Origin of the sequence: Diaphorobacter nitroreducens (assembly GCF_002214645.1) — a bacterium.
Classification (GTDB): Bacteria; Pseudomonadota; Gammaproteobacteria; order Burkholderiales; family Burkholderiaceae_C; genus Diaphorobacter; species Diaphorobacter nitroreducens.
Map to the genome: position 1 here is coordinate 1,996,101 of NZ_CP016278.1, position 23,201 is coordinate 2,019,301.

At 64.5% G+C, this 23,201-nt stretch carries 20 protein-coding genes; 7 read left to right on the forward strand and 13 right to left on the reverse strand.

Going from position 1 to position 23,201, the window contains the following annotated elements; genetic code table 11:
- The first annotated feature begins 42 nt into the window (after positions 1-42).
- The 7 genes from trbC to xth all read left to right on the forward strand — a co-directional run bounded on the left by trbC (position 43) and on the right by xth (position 10,478).
- Entirely contained in the window at positions 43-684 is a 642-nt protein-coding gene (gene trbC / locus BA022_RS09360; RefSeq protein ID WP_088887332.1) for a type-F conjugative transfer system pilin assembly protein TrbC, read from the forward strand.
- A 12-nt stretch (positions 685-696) separates the two neighbouring features.
- On the forward strand, positions 697-3,012 hold the full coding sequence (gene traN / locus BA022_RS09365; protein ID WP_088887333.1) for a type-F conjugative transfer system mating-pair stabilization protein TraN: 2,316 nt from the start codon (positions 697-699) through the stop codon (positions 3,010-3,012).
- The gene (locus tag BA022_RS09370) at positions 3,009-3,386 is read left to right on the forward strand and encodes a hypothetical protein (protein ID WP_088887334.1); all 378 of its coding nucleotides are present in this window, start codon (positions 3,009-3,011) and stop codon (positions 3,384-3,386) included. Before traN ends, BA022_RS09370 begins: the two co-directional genes overlap by 4 nt.
- A gap of 8 nt (positions 3,387-3,394) precedes the next feature.
- On the forward strand, positions 3,395-4,243 hold the full coding sequence (gene traF / locus BA022_RS09375) for a conjugal transfer protein TraF (RefSeq protein WP_088887335.1): 849 nt from the start codon (positions 3,395-3,397) through the stop codon (positions 4,241-4,243).
- A gap of 9 nt (positions 4,244-4,252) precedes the next feature.
- Positions 4,253-5,695 carry a conjugal transfer protein TraH gene (locus BA022_RS09380; protein WP_088887336.1) on the forward strand — a complete coding sequence of 481 codons (1,443 nt, stop codon included), beginning with the start codon at positions 4,253-4,255 and terminating at the stop codon, positions 5,693-5,695.
- Between the two features lie 25 nt (positions 5,696-5,720).
- Positions 5,721-8,507: a conjugal transfer protein TraG N-terminal domain-containing protein gene (locus tag BA022_RS09385; RefSeq protein WP_088887337.1), complete on the forward strand. Its 2,787-nt coding sequence runs from the start codon at positions 5,721-5,723 to the stop codon at positions 8,505-8,507.
- Between the two features lie 1,194 nt (positions 8,508-9,701).
- Entirely contained in the window at positions 9,702-10,478 is a 777-nt protein-coding gene (gene xth, locus BA022_RS09395) for an exodeoxyribonuclease III (RefSeq protein WP_088887339.1), read from the forward strand.
- 42 nt (positions 10,479-10,520) lie between these two features.
- Here xth and BA022_RS09400 read toward each other — a convergent pair whose 3' ends face one another.
- From BA022_RS09400 to BA022_RS09460, 13 genes are all read right to left on the reverse strand, one after another.
- The gene (locus tag BA022_RS09400; protein ID WP_015912810.1) at positions 10,521-11,474 is read right to left on the reverse strand and encodes a ferritin-like domain-containing protein; all 954 of its coding nucleotides are present in this window, start codon (positions 11,472-11,474) and stop codon (positions 10,521-10,523) included.
- Positions 11,475-11,655: 181 nt separating this feature from the next.
- A complete protein-coding gene (ntrC, locus tag BA022_RS09405; protein WP_088887340.1) occupies positions 11,656-13,191 on the reverse strand; it encodes a nitrogen regulation protein NR(I) in 1,536 nt (511 codons plus the stop codon).
- Positions 13,192-13,242: 51 nt separating this feature from the next.
- Positions 13,243-14,313, reverse strand: coding sequence for a nitrogen regulation protein NR(II) (gene glnL, locus BA022_RS09410; protein ID WP_047351613.1), 1,071 nt, complete (start codon positions 14,311-14,313; stop codon positions 13,243-13,245).
- A 34-nt stretch (positions 14,314-14,347) separates the two neighbouring features.
- A complete protein-coding gene (locus tag BA022_RS09415; protein ID WP_015912808.1) occupies positions 14,348-14,851 on the reverse strand; it encodes a hypothetical protein in 504 nt (167 codons plus the stop codon).
- Positions 14,852-15,057: 206 nt separating this feature from the next.
- Positions 15,058-16,473: a type I glutamate--ammonia ligase gene (gene glnA, locus BA022_RS09420; protein WP_047351607.1), complete on the reverse strand. Its 1,416-nt coding sequence runs from the start codon at positions 16,471-16,473 to the stop codon at positions 15,058-15,060.
- 156 nt (positions 16,474-16,629) lie between these two features.
- Positions 16,630-17,451: a competence/damage-inducible protein A gene (locus tag BA022_RS09425; RefSeq protein WP_088887341.1), complete on the reverse strand. Its 822-nt coding sequence runs from the start codon at positions 17,449-17,451 to the stop codon at positions 16,630-16,632.
- Positions 17,448-18,338 (reverse strand): EI24 domain-containing protein, encoded by an 891-nt coding sequence (locus tag BA022_RS09430; protein WP_228403807.1) that lies wholly within the window; start codon positions 18,336-18,338, stop codon positions 17,448-17,450. The genes BA022_RS09425 and BA022_RS09430 overlap by 4 nt, the downstream gene beginning before the upstream one ends.
- 27 nt (positions 18,339-18,365) lie before the next feature.
- The gene (locus BA022_RS09435) at positions 18,366-19,364 is read right to left on the reverse strand and encodes a sterol desaturase family protein (RefSeq protein WP_088887343.1); all 999 of its coding nucleotides are present in this window, start codon (positions 19,362-19,364) and stop codon (positions 18,366-18,368) included.
- Positions 19,365-19,414: 50 nt separating this feature from the next.
- Positions 19,415-20,251, reverse strand: coding sequence for a polysaccharide deacetylase family protein (locus tag BA022_RS09440; RefSeq protein WP_088887344.1), 837 nt, complete (start codon positions 20,249-20,251; stop codon positions 19,415-19,417).
- Positions 20,238-21,173, reverse strand: a complete 936-nt coding sequence (locus tag BA022_RS09445) for a YncE family protein (RefSeq protein WP_088887345.1) — start codon at positions 21,171-21,173, stop codon at positions 20,238-20,240. Before BA022_RS09445 ends, BA022_RS09440 begins: the two co-directional genes overlap by 14 nt.
- A gap of 242 nt (positions 21,174-21,415) precedes the next feature.
- Positions 21,416-21,988 carry a DUF3102 domain-containing protein gene (locus BA022_RS09450; RefSeq protein WP_088887346.1) on the reverse strand — a complete coding sequence of 191 codons (573 nt, stop codon included), beginning with the start codon at positions 21,986-21,988 and terminating at the stop codon, positions 21,416-21,418.
- Positions 21,985-22,515, reverse strand: a complete 531-nt coding sequence (locus tag BA022_RS09455) for a hypothetical protein (protein ID WP_088887347.1) — start codon at positions 22,513-22,515, stop codon at positions 21,985-21,987. The genes BA022_RS09450 and BA022_RS09455 overlap by 4 nt, the downstream gene beginning before the upstream one ends.
- Positions 22,516-22,525: 10 nt before the next feature.
- Entirely contained in the window at positions 22,526-22,741 is a 216-nt protein-coding gene (locus BA022_RS09460) for a hypothetical protein (protein ID WP_088887348.1), read from the reverse strand.
- Positions 22,742-23,201 lie beyond the last annotated feature (460 nt).

Sequence of the window (23,201 nt, forward strand, 5' to 3'; positions counted from 1 at the left end):
GTCCTCACGGTTGCGACCACGGCGCATGCGCAGTCCGTGCCGATGATCACCGAGGAGGACATCGCGCGGGCTCGCCGCGATACGCCCTCGGTCACCGAAGAGGACATCCGCCGCGCCCAGCGCCAACACGCCGCGCCGGTGGTGTTGCCTGCACCCGATGCATCGCCTCGCATCGATGCGCTACCCAAGCCGCTGACGCAAACCCTGCCCGATCTATCGGCGATCGCCCGTGGCTACGCTGCGGACCGGCCACCCGCCGAGGGAATGGGCAAGGGCCCGGGCCTTTTTGTGTTTGCGAGCCTCGCCATGCCCGAAGCCGCCCTGATGCGAATCTTCGAGCAGGCGGCCCGGGCCCAGGCTTCGATCGTCATTCGCGGCCTGGCCGGCGGTTCGCTGCGCGACACCGTGGCACGGGTACAGAAGCTCATCGGGACCAGACAGGTCAGCGTTCAGATCGACCCACAGGCCTTCGATCGCTACGCGGTCAAGCGGGTCCCGACTTTCGTCCTCGCCCGCAACGGCGAGCGGCCCGAGGCCTGCGCCAGCGGGGCCTGCCCGCCGCCCACGGATTTCGTCAGTACTGCCGGCGACGTGTCCCTGGACTACGCGCTGCAGCACATGCGGCGCACAGCGCCTGCCTTCCAGCAAGAGACCGGCGTATTTCTCAGCCGCCTGAAGCGATAGGGAGGAATTGCCATGCGCCGTCTCATCGTCTGGTTCACCCTGTTCTGCTTCGTCTCGACACAGACCTCGGCACTTGCCCAGTCCCACGCGGAAGGTACTGCCGCAGGGCAGGCGGCCAACACCGCTGCGCGGCCGACCGTCAACGCGACCAGCGCCACCAGCGTCGTGCCGGGCTACACGACGACGCCACCCGAGTCGGCCTACTACGGGCAGCCCAACCTCTCCGGCGCGGCGAACAGCCGCCTCGCGGCCTGCGCCACCACACCCAACGATCCCAGTTGCCAGGCGCAGACCGGTGCCATGACGTCCGCGAACACGCCCAGGACACCCGTCTCGGCCTACGACCCCGCGGTCACCGCCTCACGGGGTATCGCGGCCAATCCCAACAGCGTACTCGGCAGCCTCTCAAGCTACTACTCCGGTTGCACGACCTCCGACAGCAGCACGCCCGCCGGCACTGTCTCGAAGGTCTGCCATCGCTACACCGGCGTCGGCAACTATTCGACCCGCCGCGACCTCACTGTGGCGGTCGAGTTGACCCCCAGTTGCAGCGAGGGCACTTGGTTCGCCCATGGACAAGCCAATCGCAACGGCGCCGACTACATGGTGGCGGAAGCACAGTGCCGCATCCGCGCCGACGGCCTCCAGCGCTTCCGCTTCTATGCGGCTGGGGGCCAGGGCGCATGCATCGGCTGGCAGGCACTCGACCTGCCGTCCACACCATCCGCGCAAGCCGCCCTCATCACCAACCTGTCGCCCCACTGGCAGGGCTACTGCTGGAGTCCATTCCAGGTCGTCATGATGCCCGGCTCCGGGTGCACCGACGGCACTTGCAACTACAGCTTTCAGTTCGGCACACCCGTCTATGCCTGCCCGGCCGGGAGCGTGAACGGGAACACCCTGGCGCTCGACGAATGGGGCGGCACGTTGGGCACCGCCGATCAGTGCTTCGTCATCAGCCAACCGGATGCGGAATACGGTTGCCCGGCGGGCAGTTCGGGGGTCTCCCTCGACTCCGGCACGCGCTGCGCGACGCAGGCGGGCAACGCCGTCCTCACCGGCGCGTCGGGGTGGACGCTACCCCTGTCCTTCCGGCAGCCGACCATGGATCAGCATGAGACGGACAGCTGGGTGGATCACGGCGCCACGCTGCCAGCGGGTGGCCGCTGCAGCGTCGCCACGGCCGATCGATGCGTCGACGGCCCTGGCAGCAAGATCATCGACGGACGCACCGTGACACGCGCCTGCTGGTCGTACGAGCGGACGCTGAGTTGCAGCGCCGGCGCGGCAACGGACGAATGCGCGGCACTCGCCAGCAGCGGATGCACGCCGGCCACGAGCAGCTGCAAACAGGCCAACGCCGATACCGGCGTCTGCGAGGTCTATCAGGACACCTACACCTGCCCGGCGCCAGCGCAGACCACCACCTCGGTGTCGAGTTGCCCATCGAACGTCTTCTGTCTGGGCAGCAACTGCTTCAGCACGACCTACACCAACGACGCCGACTTCGCACGCTCCATGTCGTACATGGAAGCTGCACGCGAGGCAGGTGTCTACCTCGATCCCGACAACCTGCGCGTCTTCTCCGGCGAAACCGGCAAGTGCCGAGACCGTCTGCTGAAGAACTGCTGCCAGTCCGATTCCGCCGGTTCCGGCATGAGCAACCAAAGCATGTTCGGGGTCGGCTCGCGCCTGGTCTTCGACGTACTCATGAACTCGGAGAACCGCCAGTTCGTTTACCAGGGCATGCAGGCGCTGCTGATGAGCGGCGGCTTCTCAGGCACCTTCACGACCTACGGGGTTACCTTCGCGGTGAACGGGGCAGCCCTGCCCGCCGGCTCGGCGGTCCTTTACTCGGGCGAAAGCCTGGTCATTGCTTTCGACCCGTGGTCCCTCGCCATTGCGGTGGTCATCTACATCGTGATGTCGATGATGTCCTGCAACGAGAGCGAAGGCCGCGTCGCCATGCAGGAAGGCGCGCGGCTGTGTCACACCGTGGGCACCTACTGCTCCTCATGCATCCGCGTCTTCGGTAGCTGCGTGTCGTGCATCGAGCACACCACCGGCAAGTGCTGCTTCAACAGCGTGCTTGCGCGAATCATTAATGAACAGGGCCGCATGCAAATCGGCAAGGGCTGGGGCAGCGGCGAGAACCCGGACTGCTCGGGTTTCACGATCGACCAACTGCAAGCCCTCAATTTCTCGGCGATGGATCTCACCGAGTTCTACGCCTCGATCGTTCCCACCCTTCCCAACGTGGGCGCGCTGCAGTCGGGCAACGCCGTCCGATCCACTAACTGCTACTACGGACAGGGGCGCTGCCAATGAAGACTTCCTCCCTCCTGGCGCTCGTCGCCCTCGGCCTGTCGTCGCTTGCCCACGCCGAGGATCCGATCCGCACGCCGGTTCCCGACGCACGTCCGGTGATGTTCGCCGCCTTGCGCGCAACCGACGGCAAGGCCCACGGCATTCTCACCGGTGAGATCGCCGATGCGATCTCGCAGCGCTTCAAGGCCACGTCGCCCATCTACATCGACGTCTCGACCGAACGGAAGTACGCCCAGCCCGGTTGCGCGCGCCTGAAGGTGAGCTTCTGGCAGGAAGGCGTTCTGCTGCCCGGTGCGGCGTCACCGCGACGCCAGACGGTGGACGTCGGCATCAACTATTGCCTGGACGGCCTGCCGTCCCGCTCGCTGCAGTAGGAACCACCATGCGACGCCGCCCCCTGCACCATCTCGTGCTCACGCTCGGCCTGTCGGCCCTCCTCACGGTCTCTTCAGCCCAGGACAGTGCCTCGCCTTACTGGCGGGATGCCTGGCGCGGTTGGCACTTTTACGAGGATCCGGCAGCCGACGAGAAGCCAGCCGCGCCCCTTGCTCCTCTCGCTTCGCCCCAGCCGCCCGCGAAACCGAAGACAGCACGCGCGCCCGAACTCGACGAGTTCGAGCGCCTGCAGAAGACGCTGGAGGAATACCGCAACGTCGCGATCATCCGCCCCACTGAAGCGAACGTACGTCGCTACATGGAGCTTGAGGCCAAAGTGGTCAACCAAGCGTCCAACTTCGCCGACGTGGCGCGCCGCGTGGCCTGGTCAACACCCGAGCTCGACCCGACGTTGCAAGGCCGTCCCGTCAATGCCAAGGCGCTGGAAGTCTTCGAGGAAACGCAGCGCACCGACCGCTCACGCACGGTGGCCCAGTTGGGCAAGGATCACGTCCTGTTTTTCTTCTACCGCTCCGACTGCCCGTACTGCCATGCCTTCGCGCCCGTGCTGGAAGCCTTCCAGGGCCGGCACGGCATCCAAGTGGTCGCCATCAGCATCGACGGCGGGCCGATGCCAGGCTTCCCGTCCGCGCGCCGGGACAACGGGATCGCCACGGCCCTGCAGGTCTCGCAGGTGCCGGCGGTTTTTCTCGCTCAGCCTTTCACCGGCCAGATCACGCCCATCGGTTTCGGCGTGCTCTCCGAATCCCAATTGCTTGAGCGCATTTCCATCATCAGCAGCCCGGAAGGCGTCGCGATGCTACCCAGCGCGACGCGCCAACTGGCCCTGCCCTAGGAGAACACCATGAGCCCCACCACGCCCTTGCGCCGTGCGCTGGCCGTATCCGTTGCAGTCAGCCTGGTGATGACGTCACCGACGCTGCGCGCCGGCGACCTCAATGCCGAGGTCAACAACATGTTCAACAACCTTGGGGCCATCGGCAACTACACGGCACCCGGGGCGTTTCGGGGACAGGCTTACAACACGTATACGGGCGGCAACTTCATGATGCGCTCGCCGAACAAGGTCTATCAGCTTGCCGCGATCCAGTTTCCGAGCGCCAAGGCCGGGTGTGGCGGGATCGACGTCTTCGGCGGTTCCTTCTCGCACATCTCCGCCGAAGAGTTCAAGAATATGCTCAGGAACATCACTGCGGCCCTCCCAGGCATCGCGTTTCAGTTGGCCCTTGAAGCCGTATCGCCCTTGTTGGGTGGCCTCACAAAGTGGGCCAAGGGACTGGAGACGTGGATCAACAACGCACGCATCAACTCGTGCGAGACGGCGAAGGCCATCGTCAGTACCGCAGCGGAATCCATCGGCTACAGCTCGCAGGAAACCTGCGCCGACCTGGCAATGGAAATGGGTATGGAAAGTGACCGGGATGCTGCGCGCCGCCGCTGCTCCAGCGATCGTCCGAGCATCCTCGCCTCGGCGCGCAGCTCAGGCGACGCCAACGTCCGCAACAAGGCGCCCTTCGTCGGCAACCTGACTTGGAAGGCTCTGCAGAAGGCCGGCACCTATCTCGACGACAACGAACGCGAGCTCATCATGAGCATCGTCGGCACGGTGATCTATTACCCCGAGGAATCGGCCCGCGACCCCGAAACCATCGCGCCGACGCTCACCTCGATCAGCCAGTTGCTCTACGGCCAGGCAGCCGGCAGCGGCAGCAACGTCGTCCAGCATCTTCTGCGCTGCAACGACTACACGGCATGCGACGTGGTGACCGTGAACACGGGCTACAACCACGCCCCCTTCACCGCCAAGGTCGAAGCGCTGATGCGCTCGATCGCCGAGAAGATTGCCACCCGCACGGCGATCCCGAACAACTCAGCCGAGATCGGCTTCGTCAATCAAACCACGGAGCCCGTCTACAAGATGCTTTCGATCGGCACGAGCATCCCAGGCTCGGGGCTGGCCGACAGCCTGATCGGGCAATACCGCGATCTCATCGCTGCGGACTACGCCTACGTCTTCCTGGAGCGCAACCTGCGCCTGGGCCTGGCTGCCCTCGACAAGGACTACACGCTGCAGCAGACACAACGCGAGCAGGCCCGGGACATCCGGCAACGGGCGCTGACCATGCTGTCGCAGATCGCCCAGGAAAAGAACACCCTTTACCAGAAGGTCGGCTCCTTCCGCGCCGTCTCCGGCCACCTGGAAGAACTGGAACGCCAGTTGCGATCAAGCATGCCCCAGCACGTCATGGACATGCTTGGCCAACAGGCCGCCTACCTCGCCCGCTGAACCCAATCACCCGGAGAACAGCGCGATGTGGGAGATCTACGCTTATCAGAACTCGGCGAGCCTTTTCGGCGTCTTCAACGCCGCAGCCGCCATCCACGCCTCGGGCGACTACATGTCAGCGGTGGCGGCCGTCGCTTTCTGCGGATTCGTCGCCGCGCTCATTGCCTATGCCTTCGCCCCGGAGAAGCTGCAAGGCTGGAAATGGCTCGCCACCGTCGTACTCGTTTTTTCGCTGCTCATCGTTCCCAAGGTGACGGTGGGCATCGTCGACAAGACGGGCAGCGCGCCGGTACAGGTCGTCGACAACGTGCCGTTCGGTGCCGCGTTATTGGGGAGCCTCACGAGCACGATCGGCCACACGCTGACCGGGCTATTCGAGACCGCATTCCAGGTGATCCCGGGTGCGGGCGCCCTGCCCAGCGAACTCTCCTACGAGCGCAACGGCCTGATGTTCGGCAATCGACTGATCCGGGAAACCAGCAACGTGGTCTTCCAGGACCCGAATTTCCGCACGGACCTGATCAACTTCATTCACAACTGCGCCACCTACGACCTGCTGGACGGAACGATCTCGCCGGCAACATTCTCCACATCCGACGATGTGTGGCCCCTCATGGCGACGCCGAATCCGGCCCGCTTCACGCCCATCACGGGCGCCAGTGGAAGCACGGTCGAGACCTGCACAACGGCTTACCAGAACCTCAACGGACGCCTGCCCGCGCAGATCACTCGGATCCAGGGACAGCTGGCTTTCCAGCTCAATCCAACCCTGCCTGGCGCCGCAGCGGCGAGCGTGATCGCGGGCCAAATCCAGCAGGCGTATCTCAAGAACAGCATCGCCTCAGCATCTGCAACTGCGGCTGACGTGATCCGTCAGAACGCCATGCTGAACGCGATCGCCGATACCGGAAAAATCGTCGGACAAAAGGTCAACGATCCGGCCGCGATGGTGTTGGCCGTGGGCAGGGCCCAGGGCGTCGCACAACAGAACGCTGCCTGGATCAACGCCGGCAAGGTGGCCGAGCAGGCGCTGCCAGTGTTCCGCAACGTCATCGAAGCGGTGAGTTACGCGCTTTTCCCGTTGTTCGTCCTGCTGCTGCTTCTGACCAGCGGGCGCGAGACCATGATGGCGTTCAAGGGCTATGCCGCGATCCTCATCTGGATCCAACTGTGGCCACCGCTCTACGCGGTACTCAACTACATGGCGTCGATCTACGCCTCCTACGACATCGCGGCCGCCGCCGACCTTGGCACTGGGCTCAAGGGGCTGACCCTGCAAACTGCGTCCAGCATCTACTCGCGGACGATCTCCGGCGAAGCGATCGTGGGCTACCTCTCCATCAGCATCCCATTCCTTGCTTGGGCTGCCGTGAAGCGGATGGAGAACTTTGGGTCTGCGATGGTCGGAGGGCTTTCCGGGCTACAGGCCATGCTCGGTTCGTCCACGGGCTCCGCTGCCTTGGGCAACACCAGCCTGGGCAACGTGTCGATGGATCAAATGCGTCTTGCGCCGAATCGCACGTCGGCGTTCATGAGCAGTTGGCAGAACGATCTCACCGGCGACACCTTCTCCTCGAACGCCCTGACTGGCCGGTCAGCTGTCAGCCTCTTGCGCAACCAGGGATTCGCATCACGGGTCGTGTCGATGCGGGTATCCGAACAGGACGTACAGCAAGCTGGCCGGCAGGTCGATGCGGCACGCGGTGAAGCCGTTGCGGCAACCACCGAACGTTCGGCCGCACTGTCCGAAGTGTTCTCCCGTGGGCTCAGCAAACTGCGCTCGACACGCAACAGCCAGGGCTCCACATCGAGCAGCTTCGAGCAGCTCGGCGACACGCTGAACAAGATGGATCAGGTCGTTCAGACCGTCGCGCAAAGCACAGGGCTCAGCCAATCCCAAGTTGCGCGTCTGGCATTCGGCGCCGCAGCCCATGCGGGCCTGGATGGCAAAATCATCGGCGGCCAGCTTCGCGCAAGCGGCGACAAGACCTACCAGTCGGGTCTTTCCGCCCAGGAACAAAAGGCACTCAGTAGCCTCACCGGGGAGCAGCTGGTCGCCTTCAAGCAATTCGGTGACCGCATCTCCCGAGACTCCAGCCTCATCCAAGCCGTGTCGAGCGACGCCAGCGAAGCCCGTGAGATGTCAGCAAGGCTCAGCTCGACGACGGCGCGCTCTGAGCGCGCGGACGCCACGCTTGCCGATCGCACGAGTTTCGCCGAACGACTCTCGGTAGCTAGAGAGAAAGGCGAGTCGATTTCCATCGACATTGCCCAGGATCCGCACAACATGGAGATGTTCTTGCGGTACGCCCAGACCTATGGTGGCAACAGCGCTGCAGCCCATGCCTTGATGTCAGCGGAGCTGGCGCGGCAGTCTCTGCGCCCAAACCACACGCTCCACGACGGGAGCAGCCTGCCCACCTCCTTCGGCGAGGTGCGTGGACTTCATCAACAGCAACTGAAGGACGCCGCGCTCACCACCGACATTTCCGCAGCACACCGCGCCCACCGTCGCACGACGTCTGGCCATGGAGTAGACCCAAGCCGTCCACTGCCGCAGGGAACGGAACCACCTTCACCAGTTAGGGAGGAAGTTCGACAACGGGCCGAACAGCTTCTCGGAGAAACCACTGGAAGAGGCAGAGAGTTCGACAAGAAAGCCGAAATCGTCAAGACGGACGACGGGACGTTGGAGTCGAAGAAGTCACTGGTAAGACAGTCCACACAGCAGGTCTACAGCGACGGAGAAGCGACACTCGACAACACCAAAGAACTCGTGGAAAAGTTGATCAAGTCGAAACGGGAACCCTAGCGATCCCAGCGACGCAGCGGCGAATCTCCCTTAAACAAGGGGCCGGAGGCACCTGAACCTCCGTTACCCCAGCCTCGCCCCGATCTACCTTCACTTCGACCAATTCCGGTCAATGCCGCTGCAAGCGGGGCGGAGATCATTAAGCCGAGTCCCATCATCAATACAGCGAGGCCCCACTTATCGTTCGACGCAATCGAGATAAGCAGACCAATCCCTGGTCCCATAGCCAGGATCAAGAAAAAGAAGAACTTTCGCATATCGAACCTCCTGAACCCAGACTACCTGCGCTCGGTGCTGCGTCAAGTCTGCGCCACAGAACCTGAACTACCGACATCACCATCGCTCAAGCCCGCACAGGCTGCCAGCACTATGCAGAAGATGGTGCGTTCACACAGAGACGAGTCAAGCCCGTGTTTGTTCAGGTTCAAGCTGATCCGCAGAAAGGCCCCGGACATCACACCCTACGCTCCTTCACCGAAAGCGTCCCGGCAAGTTCCCAAGGCGTTCATCACGTCCCGGACCATGAAGTTCACCAGAGTCGGCGACACACCGACTTCTTTCGCGTTCTCCCGCTGGGTTTTGCTGTGCGGCCAATCCATCTCGAACACCAAGAGCGTGCCCGCCGATCACCGCCAGAAGATTTCCCTCACGCGATCGCACTTGCTGGTGGACTCTTTGTTTTTGAGGGGGTCGTGCGTCCAGGCATTGAGCCCATGTCTCCGCTGAACAAAGAGCCACTATCAGCAAGCTTTTCGCCAAACCCAAACTTCTTACAACCATTGCACTTTTACACGCCGCAGCATCTTTGTTGCGCAACATGAAAAATCATGGATAAATGCTCAGCATTCAGTGTCAGTGCTCAGATGAAGCTTCTCCCCTCTTCCCATCCATGCAGTACGTTCGGTTGCGCCATTCTTGATGCATTGCGTTCCTGCGCCTTGGCCGACGGACAGCGTAGCTCATCTGCCCAGACACGTCGCCACGAACGCTTGTATGGCGCGAAGTCTCTTGGTGGGCCTCAATCCACGACAATCACCCGAAGCGCATGGCTAGCTACAAAAATGATGAGCGCTACGGTCGTGTCTCAACGTGTCATCCCATCTCGCCTCAACTTCGTAGCTAGATTCGTAGCCAGAACCAAAAATAAGCAGGCACACTCAGAAAATACAAATAAAATCAATAGGTTATAAAACAATGAAACTAGCCACCTGGAACATCAATTCCCTCTCCGTGCGCCTGCCGCAGGTGTTGGCCTGGCTGGAGGCCAACCCCGTGGACGCCATTGGCCTGCAAGAGCTCAAGCTGGTGGACGAGAAATTCCCGCACGACGCCTTCGAAGCAGCGGGCTACCACGCGGTGTGCTTCGGCCAGAAGACCTATAACGGCGTGGCCATCCTCAGCCGCACGCCGCTGCGCGACGTAGTGCGCAATATCCCGGGCCATGGCGACGAGCAGGCCCGCGTCATCGCCGCTACGCTGAATACGCCTGAAGGCCCGCTGCGTATGGTGAACTGCTACTTCGTGAATGGCCAGGCGCCCGGGACCGAGAAATTCAGCTACAAGCTGCTGTGGCTGGAGGCGCTGCGCGACTGGCTGCGCACCGAGCTGGCCGCGCATCCGCGGCTGGTGCTGGTGGGCGACTTTAACGTGGCCCCCGAGGACCGCGACTCCTTCGATCCCGTGGGCTTGAAGGACACCATCCACCACACGGTAGAGGAGCGCCAGCACTTCCAGGACTTGCTGGGGCTCGGCCTGACCGACGCCTTCCGCCTGTTCGATCAGCCCGAGAAGAGCTATTCGTGGTGGGACTACCGCATGCTGGGGTTTCAGAAGAACCGCGGGCTGCGCATCGACCACATCCTGGTCAGCGCTGCGCTGCGACCCTCCGTGACGGCCTGCCGCATTGACCGCGCGCCGCGCAAAAATCCGCAGCCCAGCGACCACGCGCCGGTCGTGGTGTCGCTGGGCTGACAGGTGGCCGACGCGGGCGACAGGCGCCCGCGCTGAAGGCCATCAGGACGCGGCCTGGTAACGGTTGCGCAGCGCGCGCACTTCGTTGTGGTTGCGCTTCACGCCCTGGGCCTGGCGCTCGACCAGGGTGCGCACGGCGGGTGGCAGTGCGTTCTCCAACGCCTTGTTATAGCGGGCCACGGCCACGTCCTCGCCGCGCTCGCACTCTTCCAGCACGGCCTTGTCGTCATAGGTACTCAGCGCCGCCTTCACCGACACCCAACCGCGGTGCAGCGCGCCGGCCATGGTGCCACCGCTGGAGGGCTCGCCGCCGTGGCTGCGGATCGCGCTCTCCAGCTCCGTGGCGGCGGTTGCGCATTCCTGGGCGCGGCGCTCCAGCAAGCTCTTGAGTTCGGGCGATTCCGCACGCTCGGCCGAGGTGCGAAACCCGTACTCGCCGTCGCGGCTGCATTCCAGCAAATCGTCCAGCACGTCCACTACGTCCTCGTTGTCCATCAGCGTGGCGCCTGCCGCGGTGCCCGACGCGGTCACCGTGGGGTTACGGCGCACGCGGTCCCACGCGGCGCGTGCGGCGGGCTGGGCCTGCGCCCATTCCAGCGAGCTTTGGGCCCGGGCGCGGCCCCAGTCGCGCGACAGTTCGGGCTCCACCGTTTCAAAATCACCGGGGTAGCGGCTGGCGGCGCTCCAGCCCATCTCATAGGCGGGGCGGTATTCTTCGTAGGCCCGGCCGGTCACGTAGTACGGTTCGCGCTGATAGGTTTCACGCCAGTAGGCGTCCTCGGCCGTGGGGTTGACCGCCTCGGCCGCCGCCTTGCCGGCCAGACCGCCGACAACGGCTCCCGCCACACCGCCCACGGCAGCACCGATGGGGCCGCCGATAGCGCCCGTGGCGGCGCCCGCAACGGCTCCGCCCGCGGCGCCTACGCCCGTGCCGATGGGGTGGGCCCCCGGTTCGTTGGTCAGGGGGTCACGATTGGCATCCTTGAAATCCGACATGTATCGACTCCGGTTGGTTGAACAATGAATTCATTGTTGAAGCCCCCCGGGCACCATCGGGTCGGTGACGGCAGCCCCTGCCTGTAGGACTCACGCGCACGCTGTGCATGCGCGCCACAAGGTCTTATGCTATCGAATTAATAGCTACTAGCGCTTGTTCTTAAAGCGCCAGCGCCTTGTTTCACTCATCATCGTGCGCATCCAGGCCCAGTTCCTGGATCTTGCGCGTGATGGTGTTGCGGCCGATGCCCAGGCGCTGCGCCGCTTCCATGCGCCGCCCGTGCGTGGCCTGCAACGCCGTGCGGATCAGGCGCGACTCGAAACGCCGCGTGAGCACGTCCCACACGTCGGCCTGGCCGCTGCGGAGCAACTGCTGGGCCTCGCTCACCAGTGCGGGCTCCCAGCCCACGCCATCCAGGGCCGCAGCCTGTTCGGTGCGCGGGCCCGCCGGCGCAGGCGGCAGCGCGGGGGACGACGCGCTCGTCGCGCCAGCGGCAACCTCGTCCGCCACGCCCTGCAACGGCGCGGCGGGATGCGGCGTGGCCTCCAGCACCTCGGGCGGCAGGTCCTGCGTCGAGATGACCTGCGCGGGCGCCATCACCGTCAGCCAGTGGCAGATGTTCTCCAGCTGGCGCACGTTGCCTGGGAAGGCAAAGCGTGTGAGCAGGGCCAGCGCCGCGTCGGAGATGCGCTTGGGCTCCACGCCCAGTTGCCGTGCGCTGCGCTGCAGGAAGTAGCGCGTCAGCATGGCCACGTCTTCGCTGCGCTCGCGCAGCGCCGGCAGGCGCAGGCGGATCACGTTGAGGCGGTGGAACAGGTCCTCGCGGAAGGCGCCGTCCTTCACGCGCTGCTCCAGGTTCTGGTGCGTAGCGGCGATCACGCGCACATTGGCCTTCACGGCGGCATGGCCGCCCACGCGGTAGAACTGCCCGTCCGACAGCACGCGCAGCAGGCGCGTCTGCAGGTCGAAGGGCATGTCGCCGATTTCGTCGAGGAACAGCGTGCCGCCCTCGGCCTGCTCGAAGCGCCCGCGCCGCTGCGTCTGCGCACCCGTGAAGGCGCCGCGCTCGTGGCCGAAGAGCTCGCTCTCCAGCAGGTCCTTCGGGATGGCCGCAGTGTTGATGGCCACGAAGGGCCCACCTGCCACGGGCGAGTGCTTGTGCAGCGCGCGTGCCACGAGTTCCTTGCCCGAGCCGGATTCGCCCGTGATCAGCACCGTGACCACGCTCTGGCTCAGACGGCCGATGGCGCGGAACACGTCCTGCATGGCGGGTGCCTGGCCCAGCATCTCGGGCATGGCGGTGAGCTGCTGCTCGGCGACCTCCTCGCGCTGGCTTTCCTCCACGGCGCGGCGGATCAGCTCCACCGCCTTGGGCAGGTCGAACGGCTTGGGCAGGTATTCGAAGGCGCCGCCCTGGAAGGCGGACACGGCGCTGTCCAGGTCGGAATACGCCGTCATCACGATGACCGGCAGGCCGGGTTGCAGGCCGCGCACCTTCTCCAGCAGTTGCAGGCCGGAGCCGCCCGGCATGCGGATATCGCTCACCAGGACCTGCGGTCCCTGGTGGGTGGGGTCGCCCGCGGCCACATCGGCCAGCGCGTCCAGTACATCGCGCGCCTGCGTGAAGCTGCGCGTGGGCAGGTTTTCGCGCGCCAGGGCCTTTTCGAGGACGAAGCGGATCGAAGGGTCGTCGTCTACTATCCAGATCGGCTTCATGTGTTCCAGCTCCCTTTACCTTTACCCGTTGGGGTCGTGCGTGTCAGGGACTCAAGGCAGTGGTATGAGGATGCGGAAGTCGGTGCGGCCCGGCTGGCTCTCGCACTCAATGAGCCCATGGTGTCGCTGCACAAAGGTTTGCGCCAGCGTCAAGCCCAGTCCCGATCCCCCGTCCCGCCCCGTCACCAGCGGATAGAAGATCCGCTCCTTGATGGCTTCGGGCACGCCCGGTCCGTTGTCGATGACATGCAATTCCAATGCCAGCCGGTAGCGTTGGCGCCCGAACGTGACCTGCCGCGCCACGCGCGTGCGCAGCGTGATGACCGCGTCGCCCGCGGCAATGCGCTCGTGCAACGCCTGCGCCGCGTTCTGCACGATGTTCAGCACGGCCTGGATGAGCTGCGCGCGGTCGCCGCGAAACTCAGGGATGGAGGTGTCATAGTCGCGCAGCACGGCCAGGCCCTGCGGATGCTCGACCAGTACCAGGGAGCGCACGCGCTCGCAGACTTCGTGGATATTCACATCGCCGACGAGGTGCGGGTGGCGGTGCGGCGCCAGCAGCCGGTCCACCAGGCTTTGCAGGCGGTCGGCCTCGTGGATGATGACTTGGGTGTACTCGGTCAGGTCGCGGCTTTCCAGCTCCATCTCCAGCAGCTGCGCCGCCCCTCGGATGCCGCCCAGCGGGTTCTTGATCTCGTGCGCCAGATTGCGGATCAGCTCCTTGTTGGCCTGCGCCTGCTCGCGCAGCCGCTCCTCGCGGTCCTGGCGCGCCTGCGCCTCCAGGGGCCACAGCTCCACGATCACGTCGCCGCTGTGCTCCACCACCGCCACGCTGGCGTGCACCGGCAAAGGCTCCTGCGGCGAGCGGCGCAGCACGGCTTCGAAGCGCAGCGCCGCGAAGTCGCGCCCGCGCGCGCCGGCCAGCGCCGTCTGCAGGATGGTCGGATCGGTGAACAGGCCGGCGAAGTCCACGCCTTCCAGCGTGCGGCGCGACAGGCCCAGGGCGTTTTCCAGCGCAGCGTTGACGAAGAGGGCCGCCCCGCCGGGGTGCAGCACGGCAATCAGCGTGGAGACGAGGTCCAGCGCCTGGTAGCGGTCCGTTGGGGTGGGCTCTTGGATGATCGCGCCTTTGTGCCGCACGCAGGGACCGCGGCGCTTACTTGTTCAGGCGCGAGAGTTCGCGCTTGATGCCGGCCACATCGGCCTCGGCCCGGGCCACACTGGCCTTGAGCTCGGCCGTGCGCTCGATGTAGCCCTGCGGGTTGCGCAACTCCAGCGCCGTGCGCTGGGGCGAGCCGTCGTTGTACTCCTTGCGCAACTCGGCCAGGCGGGTTTCCGCCTTGCTCAGTTCAGACTCCAGGATGGCGCGCGCATCGGCGTCGCGCGCACGTTGGTCGGCCGCGCCCACGCGCGGAGCGTTCGCGGGCGAACTGCTGGCGCTGGCACCGGAAGCGCCGGCGCTGCCGCCCGATGAGGCCGCCGCCGGGCGCGAACCCTGCAGCACCGTCACATTGCCACCTTCCACGAGCTTGCAGCCGCGCTCCTTGGCCTGCGTGGCGTTGTTGGTGTATTCGTTGCCGCAGCGGTAGATGCGGTCCTGCGCCCAGGCGGGCTGCAGCACGGCGGCGATAACGGTCAGGGCGAACAAAGTGCTTTTCATCGAATTCCTCACATGGCATGCGTCGGGCATGCGCGGTGCCGGTGAGTATCCCCCAATCACTCCAACCCGCCAATTGCGACGGCCCAACGCTGCGGTTTTGGTGCGACGGGCTGCCGTGTTCCGTCAACCACGCACGCAGCCCATCCATAGAAAAAGGCGGCCGGAGCCGCCTTGTTGACAACAGCCGGGGGCCTAAGCCCCTGCCATCACAGCGAGTAGTACATGTCGTACTCGACGGGATGCACGGCCATGCGGAAGCGCGTGACTTCCTGCATCTTCAGCTCGATGTAGGCGTCGAGCATGGAGTCGGTGAACACGCCGCCCTTGGTCAGGAACGCGCGGTCCTTGTCCAGCGCTTCCAGCGCCTGGTCCAGGCTGTGGCACACGGTGGGCACCAGCTTGTCTTCCTCCGGCGGCAGGTGGTACAGGTCCTTGGTAGCGGCTTCGCCCGGGTGGATCTTGTTTTCCACGCCGTCCAGACCCGCCATCAGCAGGGCCGCAAAGCCCAGGTAGGGGTTCATCAGCGGATCGGGGAAGCGCGCTTCCACGCGGCGGCCCTTCGGGTTGGCCACGAACGGGATGCGGATGGAGGCCGAGCGGTTCTTGGCCGAGTAGGCCAGCTTCACCGGCGCCTCGAAGTGCGGCACCAGACGCTTGTAGCTGTTGGTGCCAGGGTTCGTGATGGCGTTCAGTGCGCGAGCGTGCTTGATGATGCCGCCGATGTAGTACAGCGCGAAGTCCGACAGACCCGCATAGCCGTCGCCGGCGAACAGGTTCTTGCCGTCCTTCCAGACCGACTGGTGCACGTGCATGCCCGAGCCGTTGTCGCCGTGGTAGGGCTTGGGCATGAAGGTGGCGGTCTTGCCGTAGGCATTGGCCACGTTGTGGATCACGTACTTCTGCAGCATGGTCCAGTCGGCACGCTCCACCAGCGTGCTGAACCGGGTGCCGATCTCGTTCTGTCCGGCACCGGCCACTTCGTGGTGGAACACCTCGACCGGAATGCCCAGGGATTCAAGGATCAGGGACATCTCGGCGCGCATGTCCTGCGTGCTGTCGACCGGGGGCACGGGGAAGTAGCCGCCCTTGGTGGTGGGACGGTGGCCGCGGTTGCCCCCTTCGAGCTTGGCGCCGGTGTTCCAGGGGGCTTCGTACTCTTCGATCTCGTAGAAGGTGTGGTTGGGATCGGTGCTCCAGCGCACGCCGTCGAAGATGAAGAACTCGGGCTCCGGGCCGAAGTAGGCCGTGTCGCCCATGCCGGAGGCTTTCAGGTACGCCTCGGCACGCTTGGCGATGGAGCGCGGGTCGCGGTCGTAGGCCTTGCCGTCGGCCGGCTCCACCACGTCACACGCCATGATCATGGTGGTTTCTTCGAAGAACGGGTCGATGTTGGCGGTGTTCGGATCGGGCATGAGCAGCATGTCCGACGCCTCGATACCCTTCCAGCCGGCGACCGACGAGCCGTCGAACGCATGGCCCGAGGCGAACTTGTCTTCGTCGAAGTGCGAGATCGGCACGGTGACGTGCTGTTCCTTGCCGCGGGTATCCGTGAAGCGGAAGTCCACGAACTTGACTTCGTTTTCCTTCACCATCTTCATCACGTCTGCAACGGTCTTGGCCATCAGGGTTCTCCAGGGATAGAAGTGCTCATCAACAATGATGCGCACAGAAAAGCAGTTTGCGTGCCAGCGAATGGGGACACCCGTACGGGGCAAGCCGGGCGCAGAGCCCTGCGACGGCGCACCAAACGCGTGCAGGATTTTAAGTGGTCCGCCTTCTTACCATTTGCGCACCATTTCAGGGCCTATGGATGCACCTGTTTGGTGCAAACCTTCCTGCAGCGCCTGCCACGCGGCAGGCACCAGGGCAGCGGCCCCCTTGACGCCCAATTCCACATGCCGCCCGTGCACCGGATGGTCCACGCTCGGCAGGCTGAACACCTTGATCCCCGGATGTCCGGCCTCGACCCGCTCCATGAGCGGGGTCAGCGCGGCTTCCATCGCGCCGTAAAGCACGACGGAGCGCTCCATCTGCGGCTGCTGGTTGAACCACGGGGCACAGTAATGCTGGAGTGCCCAGTCCACCATAGGCCAGGCCATGACCGGGAACCCCGGCACGAAATGCACCATGCCGCCCCCAGGGCCGTCACACGAGAAGCCGGGGATCTTGTTGTAAGGGTTGGGAATGATGCGCGCGCCCTCAGGAAAAACGCCCATGTTCAGCCGATGCAGATTGTCGGCGCGGTCGGGGTCGAACGCCTCGCCCTGTTCGCGTGCCACATCCTGCATGCGCTCGGTGATCAGGCGCTTGGCCTCGGGGTGCAGGACCAGCGGGCGTTGCAATGCGGCCGCCGCGCATTGGCGCGTGTGGTCGTCGGGAGTGGCACCAATGCCGCCGCAACTGAACACGATGTCCGACGAGGCAAAGGCGCGCTGCAGCGCCGCCGTGATGCGCGGACGGTCGTCGCCCACGTAGTCCGCATAGGACAGCGCAAGCCCGCGTGCCGCAAGCAGTTCGATGACCTTGGCGAGGTGCTTGTCCGCCCGCTTGCCCGAGAGGATTTCATCGCCAACGATGATGAGGCCGAAAGCCGGTGTCATGGGTTGTCCTGCAGGTGAGACGAGGATGGCAAAGAAGGCGCTGGCGTTGCGGGCGCGGCGGTTGCAGGCGTATCGCCCGGCGGGCGTTCGCCTCGCTGCTCGCGCAGCTGTTGCAGCGCGGCCAGACAGAAATGCGTGAACCACAGCGATGAGAAAGCGAACACCAGCGTGTAGATCCAGATGGCGATCGGCACTAGGACGAGGAACGCCGCTGCGAACACCACGCCCGACGCCCAGACAATGCCGGGCGCGGCCCCTAGAAATCCGCTCAACACGCCAATGCTCAGCAGGCTGAGCTGATGGCGCTTGAAAATCTCCTGCCGCTCCGGCTTGCTCGCGTGTTCGGCCAGTGCGTCAAAGGCCATGACACGGTAGGTGAGCCATCCCCAGATGAGTGGAGGCAGGATCAACACCAGCGGCGGGACCAGCCACAGCGGCATGGACAGCACCAGCGCAATGAGCGCCGCGATGGTCGCCCCCAGAGACCACAGCACGCTGGCGAGGAATGAACCGCCCCGCTTGCGCTGCAGTTGCGCAAAACGCCGCTGCGCCACCAGAGTCACGATGGCAGGGGCCATCAACACCGCCACCGCGAGCACGCAGACAATGACGATCAGTGGCGTGGCTCCCATAAGCACCAGCAGCGGCGCCAGCGCCACGGGCAGGTTATCCACGCCAAAGTTGTGCAGCCACCCCCACAGCAGGCCCAGCCAGGTGGAGCTTTCCAGCGCCGTCTGCGTCCAGTCCACGGCAGTTGTCCAGAACAGATAGCCGCCGCCCAGCGCCACCACCGTGATCAGCACCAGCGGCAGCAGCGACAGCGCAATGACGCGCGGCATCAGGCAATAGCCCACTGCGCGCCAGAAGGAATCGATGAAAAGCCCCATGCGCGCGAGCATAGCGCGATCGGCGCTCTACGCCCGCCCCACCAGCCGCAGCAGGCCGCGCCACTGCTGCGCCCAGAACCCCCGCCCGTAATCACGCACGCGGCCGCCCGCGTCCGCCTCCACCTGGTCGCGCACGCCCGTGGGCTCGTAGCGGTGCTCGAAGTTGGCCGTACCGAACAACATGTCCCACCACGGCAACAACACGCCGAAGTTATTGCCCCCCAGCACTGCCGCATGCGGGTGCTGATGGGTTCCCTGCCCAGGTGCAGCTTCAGGGCCCAGGCCCATGGCGTGGTGCATGCGGTGGAAACGCGGGCTGACCCACAGGCGCTCGCCCACCTGGCCGAACCACAGGCGCAGGTTGGCGTGGTGCAGGTTCTCGCTGAGCTGAGTGAGGGCCACGATGGCGACAAACTGCCCCGGCGCCACACCGATGCACTGCGCGACGAACACGATGATGGCATCGCGCAGCAGATCGTCCAGCAGATGGTTGCGGTTGTCGCTCCACATCGTCATCTGCCGCTGCGAATGGTGGAGCGCATGCAGCCTCCACCACCATTCAAAGCGGTGCTGGCCGCGGTGGATCCCATAGTCCACGAAGTCGAACACCAGCAGGTACAGCAGCAGGCTCACAACGGGCAAGTCGGAGACACCCGGCCAGAGCGCATCCAGCTGCAGGGTCTTCCAGCCATGGGCGCGCAGGGCGCCAAACAGTGCATTCCACAGAGGCTCCGTGGTGAAGAACAGTGCCAGGCGAAAAAGACCCAGGCGATGGATCAGCGTGTAAAGCATGTCCACGTGCACGGCACCACGGTCGCGCAACGGCTCCACCGGGCGCCAGCGCTCCAAAGGCCCGATCACTGTGACCATCACCCCCAGTTGCAGCAGTCCCACCAGCAGCCATCCGGTGGCGGCATAACCGTCCTCCAGCACATTGGCCTGGCCCAGCATGAAGAGCGCGGGCTGTACCAGCGTCTCGAACAGCCATTGCTGCGCGGTATCGAATAAATAGGTCAGCCCTGACATGAGTCACCGTGGCGTTGCGTGGGTGCGCGGCAGCATAGCCGGGCGTTGTGTCATTTTCTCTGCGATTGTGCTCCGTACACAGGATGCTCGCGCAGCGTGCGAAAGCACAGGCCCCGCGCCTTCAGGCCTTTGACGAGAGGTTCCAGCACAGCGGGTGCCCATGGATCCTTGCGTGACCAGATGCCCAGATGCGCCAGCAGGATGTCGCCGTCACGAACGGTGCGCAACGCACGCTCCAGCAGGGCCGTATTACTGTATTGGTCGCTGGGCAGCTCGTCCCCGAGGAATCCCGCAGCACTCCATCCCACATGCGTATAACCGCAGGATTTGGCAGCCTCCAGCAGGCGCTGAGAGGTCTTGCCACCCGGCGCGCGGAATAGCGGGAGCGGCTCCCGGCCCGTCAGGGCACGCAACCGGCTCGCAGCGCCATCGATCTGTGCGCAGTATTGCGCCCCCGTCATCGTCAGGTCCTGACCTGCCTGAGGACCGGCCGATGGCCTGACCTTGAACCGCGGCTGCAGCGGCGTCCCCTGGTCGGCACGCCAGTACACATGGTGCAGCGTGTGCGATGCGAACTCGTGCCCTTCTGCAGCGCGCGCGCGCCACCAGGGCGCCCAGTAGCCACCCAGGCTGCTGCCGCCCGTCTGAGTCGGTTCGTCTGCGGCAAAGAAGGTCGCCTTTACCTGCTGGCGCTGCAGCACCTCGGCCACCAGATGCGCAACGCCCATGTGGCCAGTGTCAAAAGTCAGGTACACAGCGCCTTTGCAGTCATTTTGGCCTGTAGCGCTTGCTGGATAAGCGCCAACAGCTATCAAAATTGAAGTGCAACAAATATGCCACCTCCGCCGTGCTCCGGGGGAGCGGCCGCGTGGCTCAGCGCTTGGCATGTCGGAGTGTCCAAACGCCGTGGGGAGACTTGCCCACTTGAACGGCCCGTGCCACCTTGCGCTCCACCGTGTCGATCACGAGCATCTTGCGCGCCCAGCGGGCGCTGACGTAGAGCCAGCGGCCATCCGCCGAGACATCCATGCAGTCCGGCCCGCCGGGCGCCGGATAGCCATCCACCACGCGCAGCGCCTGCATGTCGATCTTGCTGATGGTATTGGCCACTCGGTTGCTCACGAACAAATGGCGGCCGTCGCCCGCAGCGCGAAAGGCATGGGCGCCATCTCCCGTCTTGATGCGTTGCACGCTGCGCGGCTGCTCACCGGCAATATCGAAGACCTCCACGCTATCGCTGCCGGTAAGGCCGACAAAAAGATGCTTGCCGTCCGGGCTGCCGTACACATCCGCCGGCATGGCACCTGTCTTCGTACGCCACTTGATCTTTTGCGTCGATATATCGATGGCCACCAGCTCATCGCTGTCCTGCATGGTCGAATACACCGTGCGGCTGCCGGCATCGATCCACAGGTGGCTTGGCGTCTTGCCAGTGGACACGCGCTGCACGAGCGTGAGCTCCTTGCCGTCCCAACGGTAGAAGTCCACATGGTTGAGGCGGTTGGCGGCCGTGACCAGCCATTTCATGTCGGGTGAAAACCGCAAGTGGTAAGGATCCACGATCCCCCGCACCGTACGCTGCACTTGCGCTGTGGCAGGATCCACGAAGGTCAGGCTATCGCCGAGCGCGTTGGCAACAATCAGCGATTTCTCGTCAGGCGTGAGGTACAGGTGGTGCGGCTCCTTGCCAGTGGCAATACGGCCGATTTCAGTCCAGGTCGCGGGGTCGATGACGCTGATGTCCGCCTGCAGCGAATTGAGAACAAACACCGGTGGCTCACTCGCACCAGCGGATGTTCCCCACACCAGCCAAGCAGCCCACCACGCGCATGCTGAACGGGAGTGAGATAAAGGAAGAGTGAGAGGCGCGATAAATGGGTAGATCCGGGTAGTTCTTGGAAGAAATAATCCGGAGAATATGAAAATGTGTTTCGCGTAGGGAAACAGTCTCTAGAAACGACAAGGGGTGCTGCCATCATCCCATGGCGGCCCCCCTTTTTTTCGCACGCGCAGGTGTCAGGCGTGCTCTGTAAGGCGTTCTCGTTTGCGTGCTATGAGCGGGCCAGCTGCTCGGCCACGCGGAACAACGCTGCCTTGGCGGGCTTGGTGCACTTGCGGAACAGGCGCAGCATCCGCTCTTCTTCAACCGACAGGCGCACCAGATTGGCCTGCCGCACGGGCCTGCATTCGGCCCTATCACGCGCTTGCGCGTCGCGTTTCGCTACCCGCAGCTCAGTCACGGTCATGTGTTCGATGCACTCCAGCGTCAGGCCGTTGACTGCCTCGCCGCGCATCAGCAACTCCGCATCGTCCAGCGTGAGCAACTCGATCAGCTTGCTGACGCTGCCCACGGCGTCAAGAAAGGCGTCAGGCGCACCGCTGAAGCGTCGCGCAACCGCCATCAGGCGTTGGGCCGTTTTCGTGGGCAAGCCGGGCACATTGGCCAGGTGGTTGAGCCATTCGCCGTGCGGCAGCGACGCCTTCACCCGCAGCAGGTGGTTCCCCTGCTCGATGGCGGCGCGCGCCGTGCGAGTCGCCCTGAAGTCGCTCAGGTGCTTGAACCAATGGGGGACAAGTGCCTCCCACTCAGCATCGCTGAGGGCCTTACGCTGGGTCGCCATCATGCCGCCGCCGTTGTCAGGCGTTCTCGCTTGCGCGCAGTGGCCTTCGGCTTGGCCTGAGCGGCGGGGCGCTCAAAATTGATGCTTGCTTCGCCATTGCGCACCATGGACGTCACGCTGTAGCCTTGGCGTTGCAGTGCGGCGTAGAAGGCCTTTGGCGCCTCGCGGAAGCCATCGTTGACCGCGACTTGGAACAGTTCATCGTTGAGCTGCGCCAGAGCATCCTGGCCGACGTCCGCGCCGCTGCATGCCTCCATGATCCGCACCAGTAGATCAGGGGAGATGCCGACCGGCGCATGCTGCTGGTACACGCCTTGGTTCAACACCTGCTGTGCTTCCCGCCGTTCTTCTACCGCCTTGAGCGTGGTACACAAGCCCTGCTGTATGGCGCACAAAAAGCTCTGCAGGCCATCGATTGAGAGGCTGGGATGGCCCTTGATGTGGCCGCACAGATCGGTGATGAAGTCGAGCTGCTTCATGCAGTCATCCAGGCGGCTCAGTTCGGTTTCGGAGAGTTCGTAGTGCAACATGGACGCTCCCTCAGTGAATGGAACCGGACTCAAGGGAAATGAGCGCCGCCAGGGCATCACGCGCGCTGTCCATGTGCGACTGGGCCACGTCATAGCAAGGCGTCGCTGCGCGCAGCTCATGCTGGCAACGGCTCAAGCTGTTCATCAGCTTGGCATAAAGCCGGATCGGGTCCGTGGGGAAAGCGGCGGCGGTGTGCGCGCCGATGGGGGCGAGGGTGTCAGCCATGATGGCTCCTTCGTGACAGGTGAAGAACCTGCCGCCCACTCCGCCAAGAGAGGGTGGCAGACCGTGCGGGTTGGCGGACCGGACGAAGGGACCGGCACCCTCCTTTCGGAGAGTCCCGCACGGCCCGCCGAAACCGGGTACCGTGCCCCAGCGCAGCCTGGGGATGGAAAAAAGAAAAGCCGCCGTCTCGTTTAGAGGCGCGCGGCTGCTGCGCCTTCGTCCAGGAGCCGCCAAGCTCCGCATCCCCGAGGGGATTGCCAGATGATAGACCAAAGTTGCCGACGTCGGCAACTTTGCGGGTTTCGCCAAATGATGCGACGTCGCAGCATTTTGCGGAGCCCTTGCGATCCGCTGAAAGTTGCCGTGAACCGCAACTTTGCGCTCGGAGCGGCGGCAGAAATCTTCCAAATTACCCGCCGTGGCGGGTAGTTTTTCGGTGCTTCCCTCTGTAGCACCTTCA

Coding starts and splice junctions, on each gene's coding strand:
- trbC (WP_088887332.1), top strand. CDS start 43: ATGATCACCGAGGAGGACATCGCGCGGGCTCGCCGCGATACGCCCTCG.
- traN (WP_088887333.1), top strand. CDS start 697: ATGCGCCGTCTCATCGTCTGGTTCACCCTGTTCTGCTTCGTCTCGACA.
- BA022_RS09370 (WP_088887334.1), top strand. CDS start 3,009: ATGAAGACTTCCTCCCTCCTGGCGCTCGTCGCCCTCGGCCTGTCGTCG.
- traF (WP_088887335.1), top strand. CDS start 3,395: ATGCGACGCCGCCCCCTGCACCATCTCGTGCTCACGCTCGGCCTGTCG.
- BA022_RS09380 (WP_088887336.1), top strand. CDS start 4,253: ATGAGCCCCACCACGCCCTTGCGCCGTGCGCTGGCCGTATCCGTTGCA.
- BA022_RS09385 (WP_088887337.1), top strand. CDS start 5,721: ATGTGGGAGATCTACGCTTATCAGAACTCGGCGAGCCTTTTCGGCGTC.
- xth (WP_088887339.1), top strand. CDS start 9,702: ATGAAACTAGCCACCTGGAACATCAATTCCCTCTCCGTGCGCCTGCCG.
- BA022_RS09400 (WP_015912810.1), bottom strand. CDS start 11,474: ATGTCGGATTTCAAGGATGCCAATCGTGACCCCCTGACCAACGAACCG.
- ntrC (WP_088887340.1), bottom strand. CDS start 13,191: ATGAAGCCGATCTGGATAGTAGACGACGACCCTTCGATCCGCTTCGTC.
- BA022_RS09415 (WP_015912808.1), bottom strand. CDS start 14,851: ATGAAAAGCACTTTGTTCGCCCTGACCGTTATCGCCGCCGTGCTGCAG.
- glnA (WP_047351607.1), bottom strand. CDS start 16,473: ATGGCCAAGACCGTTGCAGACGTGATGAAGATGGTGAAGGAAAACGAA.
- BA022_RS09425 (WP_088887341.1), bottom strand. CDS start 17,451: ATGACACCGGCTTTCGGCCTCATCATCGTTGGCGATGAAATCCTCTCG.
- BA022_RS09430 (WP_228403807.1), bottom strand. CDS start 18,338: ATGGGGCTTTTCATCGATTCCTTCTGGCGCGCAGTGGGCTATTGCCTG.
- BA022_RS09435 (WP_088887343.1), bottom strand. CDS start 19,364: ATGTCAGGGCTGACCTATTTATTCGATACCGCGCAGCAATGGCTGTTC.
- BA022_RS09440 (WP_088887344.1), bottom strand. CDS start 20,251: ATGCCAAGCGCTGAGCCACGCGGCCGCTCCCCCGGAGCACGGCGGAGG.
- BA022_RS09450 (WP_088887346.1), bottom strand. CDS start 21,988: ATGATGGCGACCCAGCGTAAGGCCCTCAGCGATGCTGAGTGGGAGGCA.
- BA022_RS09455 (WP_088887347.1), bottom strand. CDS start 22,515: ATGTTGCACTACGAACTCTCCGAAACCGAACTGAGCCGCCTGGATGAC.
- BA022_RS09460 (WP_088887348.1), bottom strand. CDS start 22,741: ATGGCTGACACCCTCGCCCCCATCGGCGCGCACACCGCCGCCGCTTTC.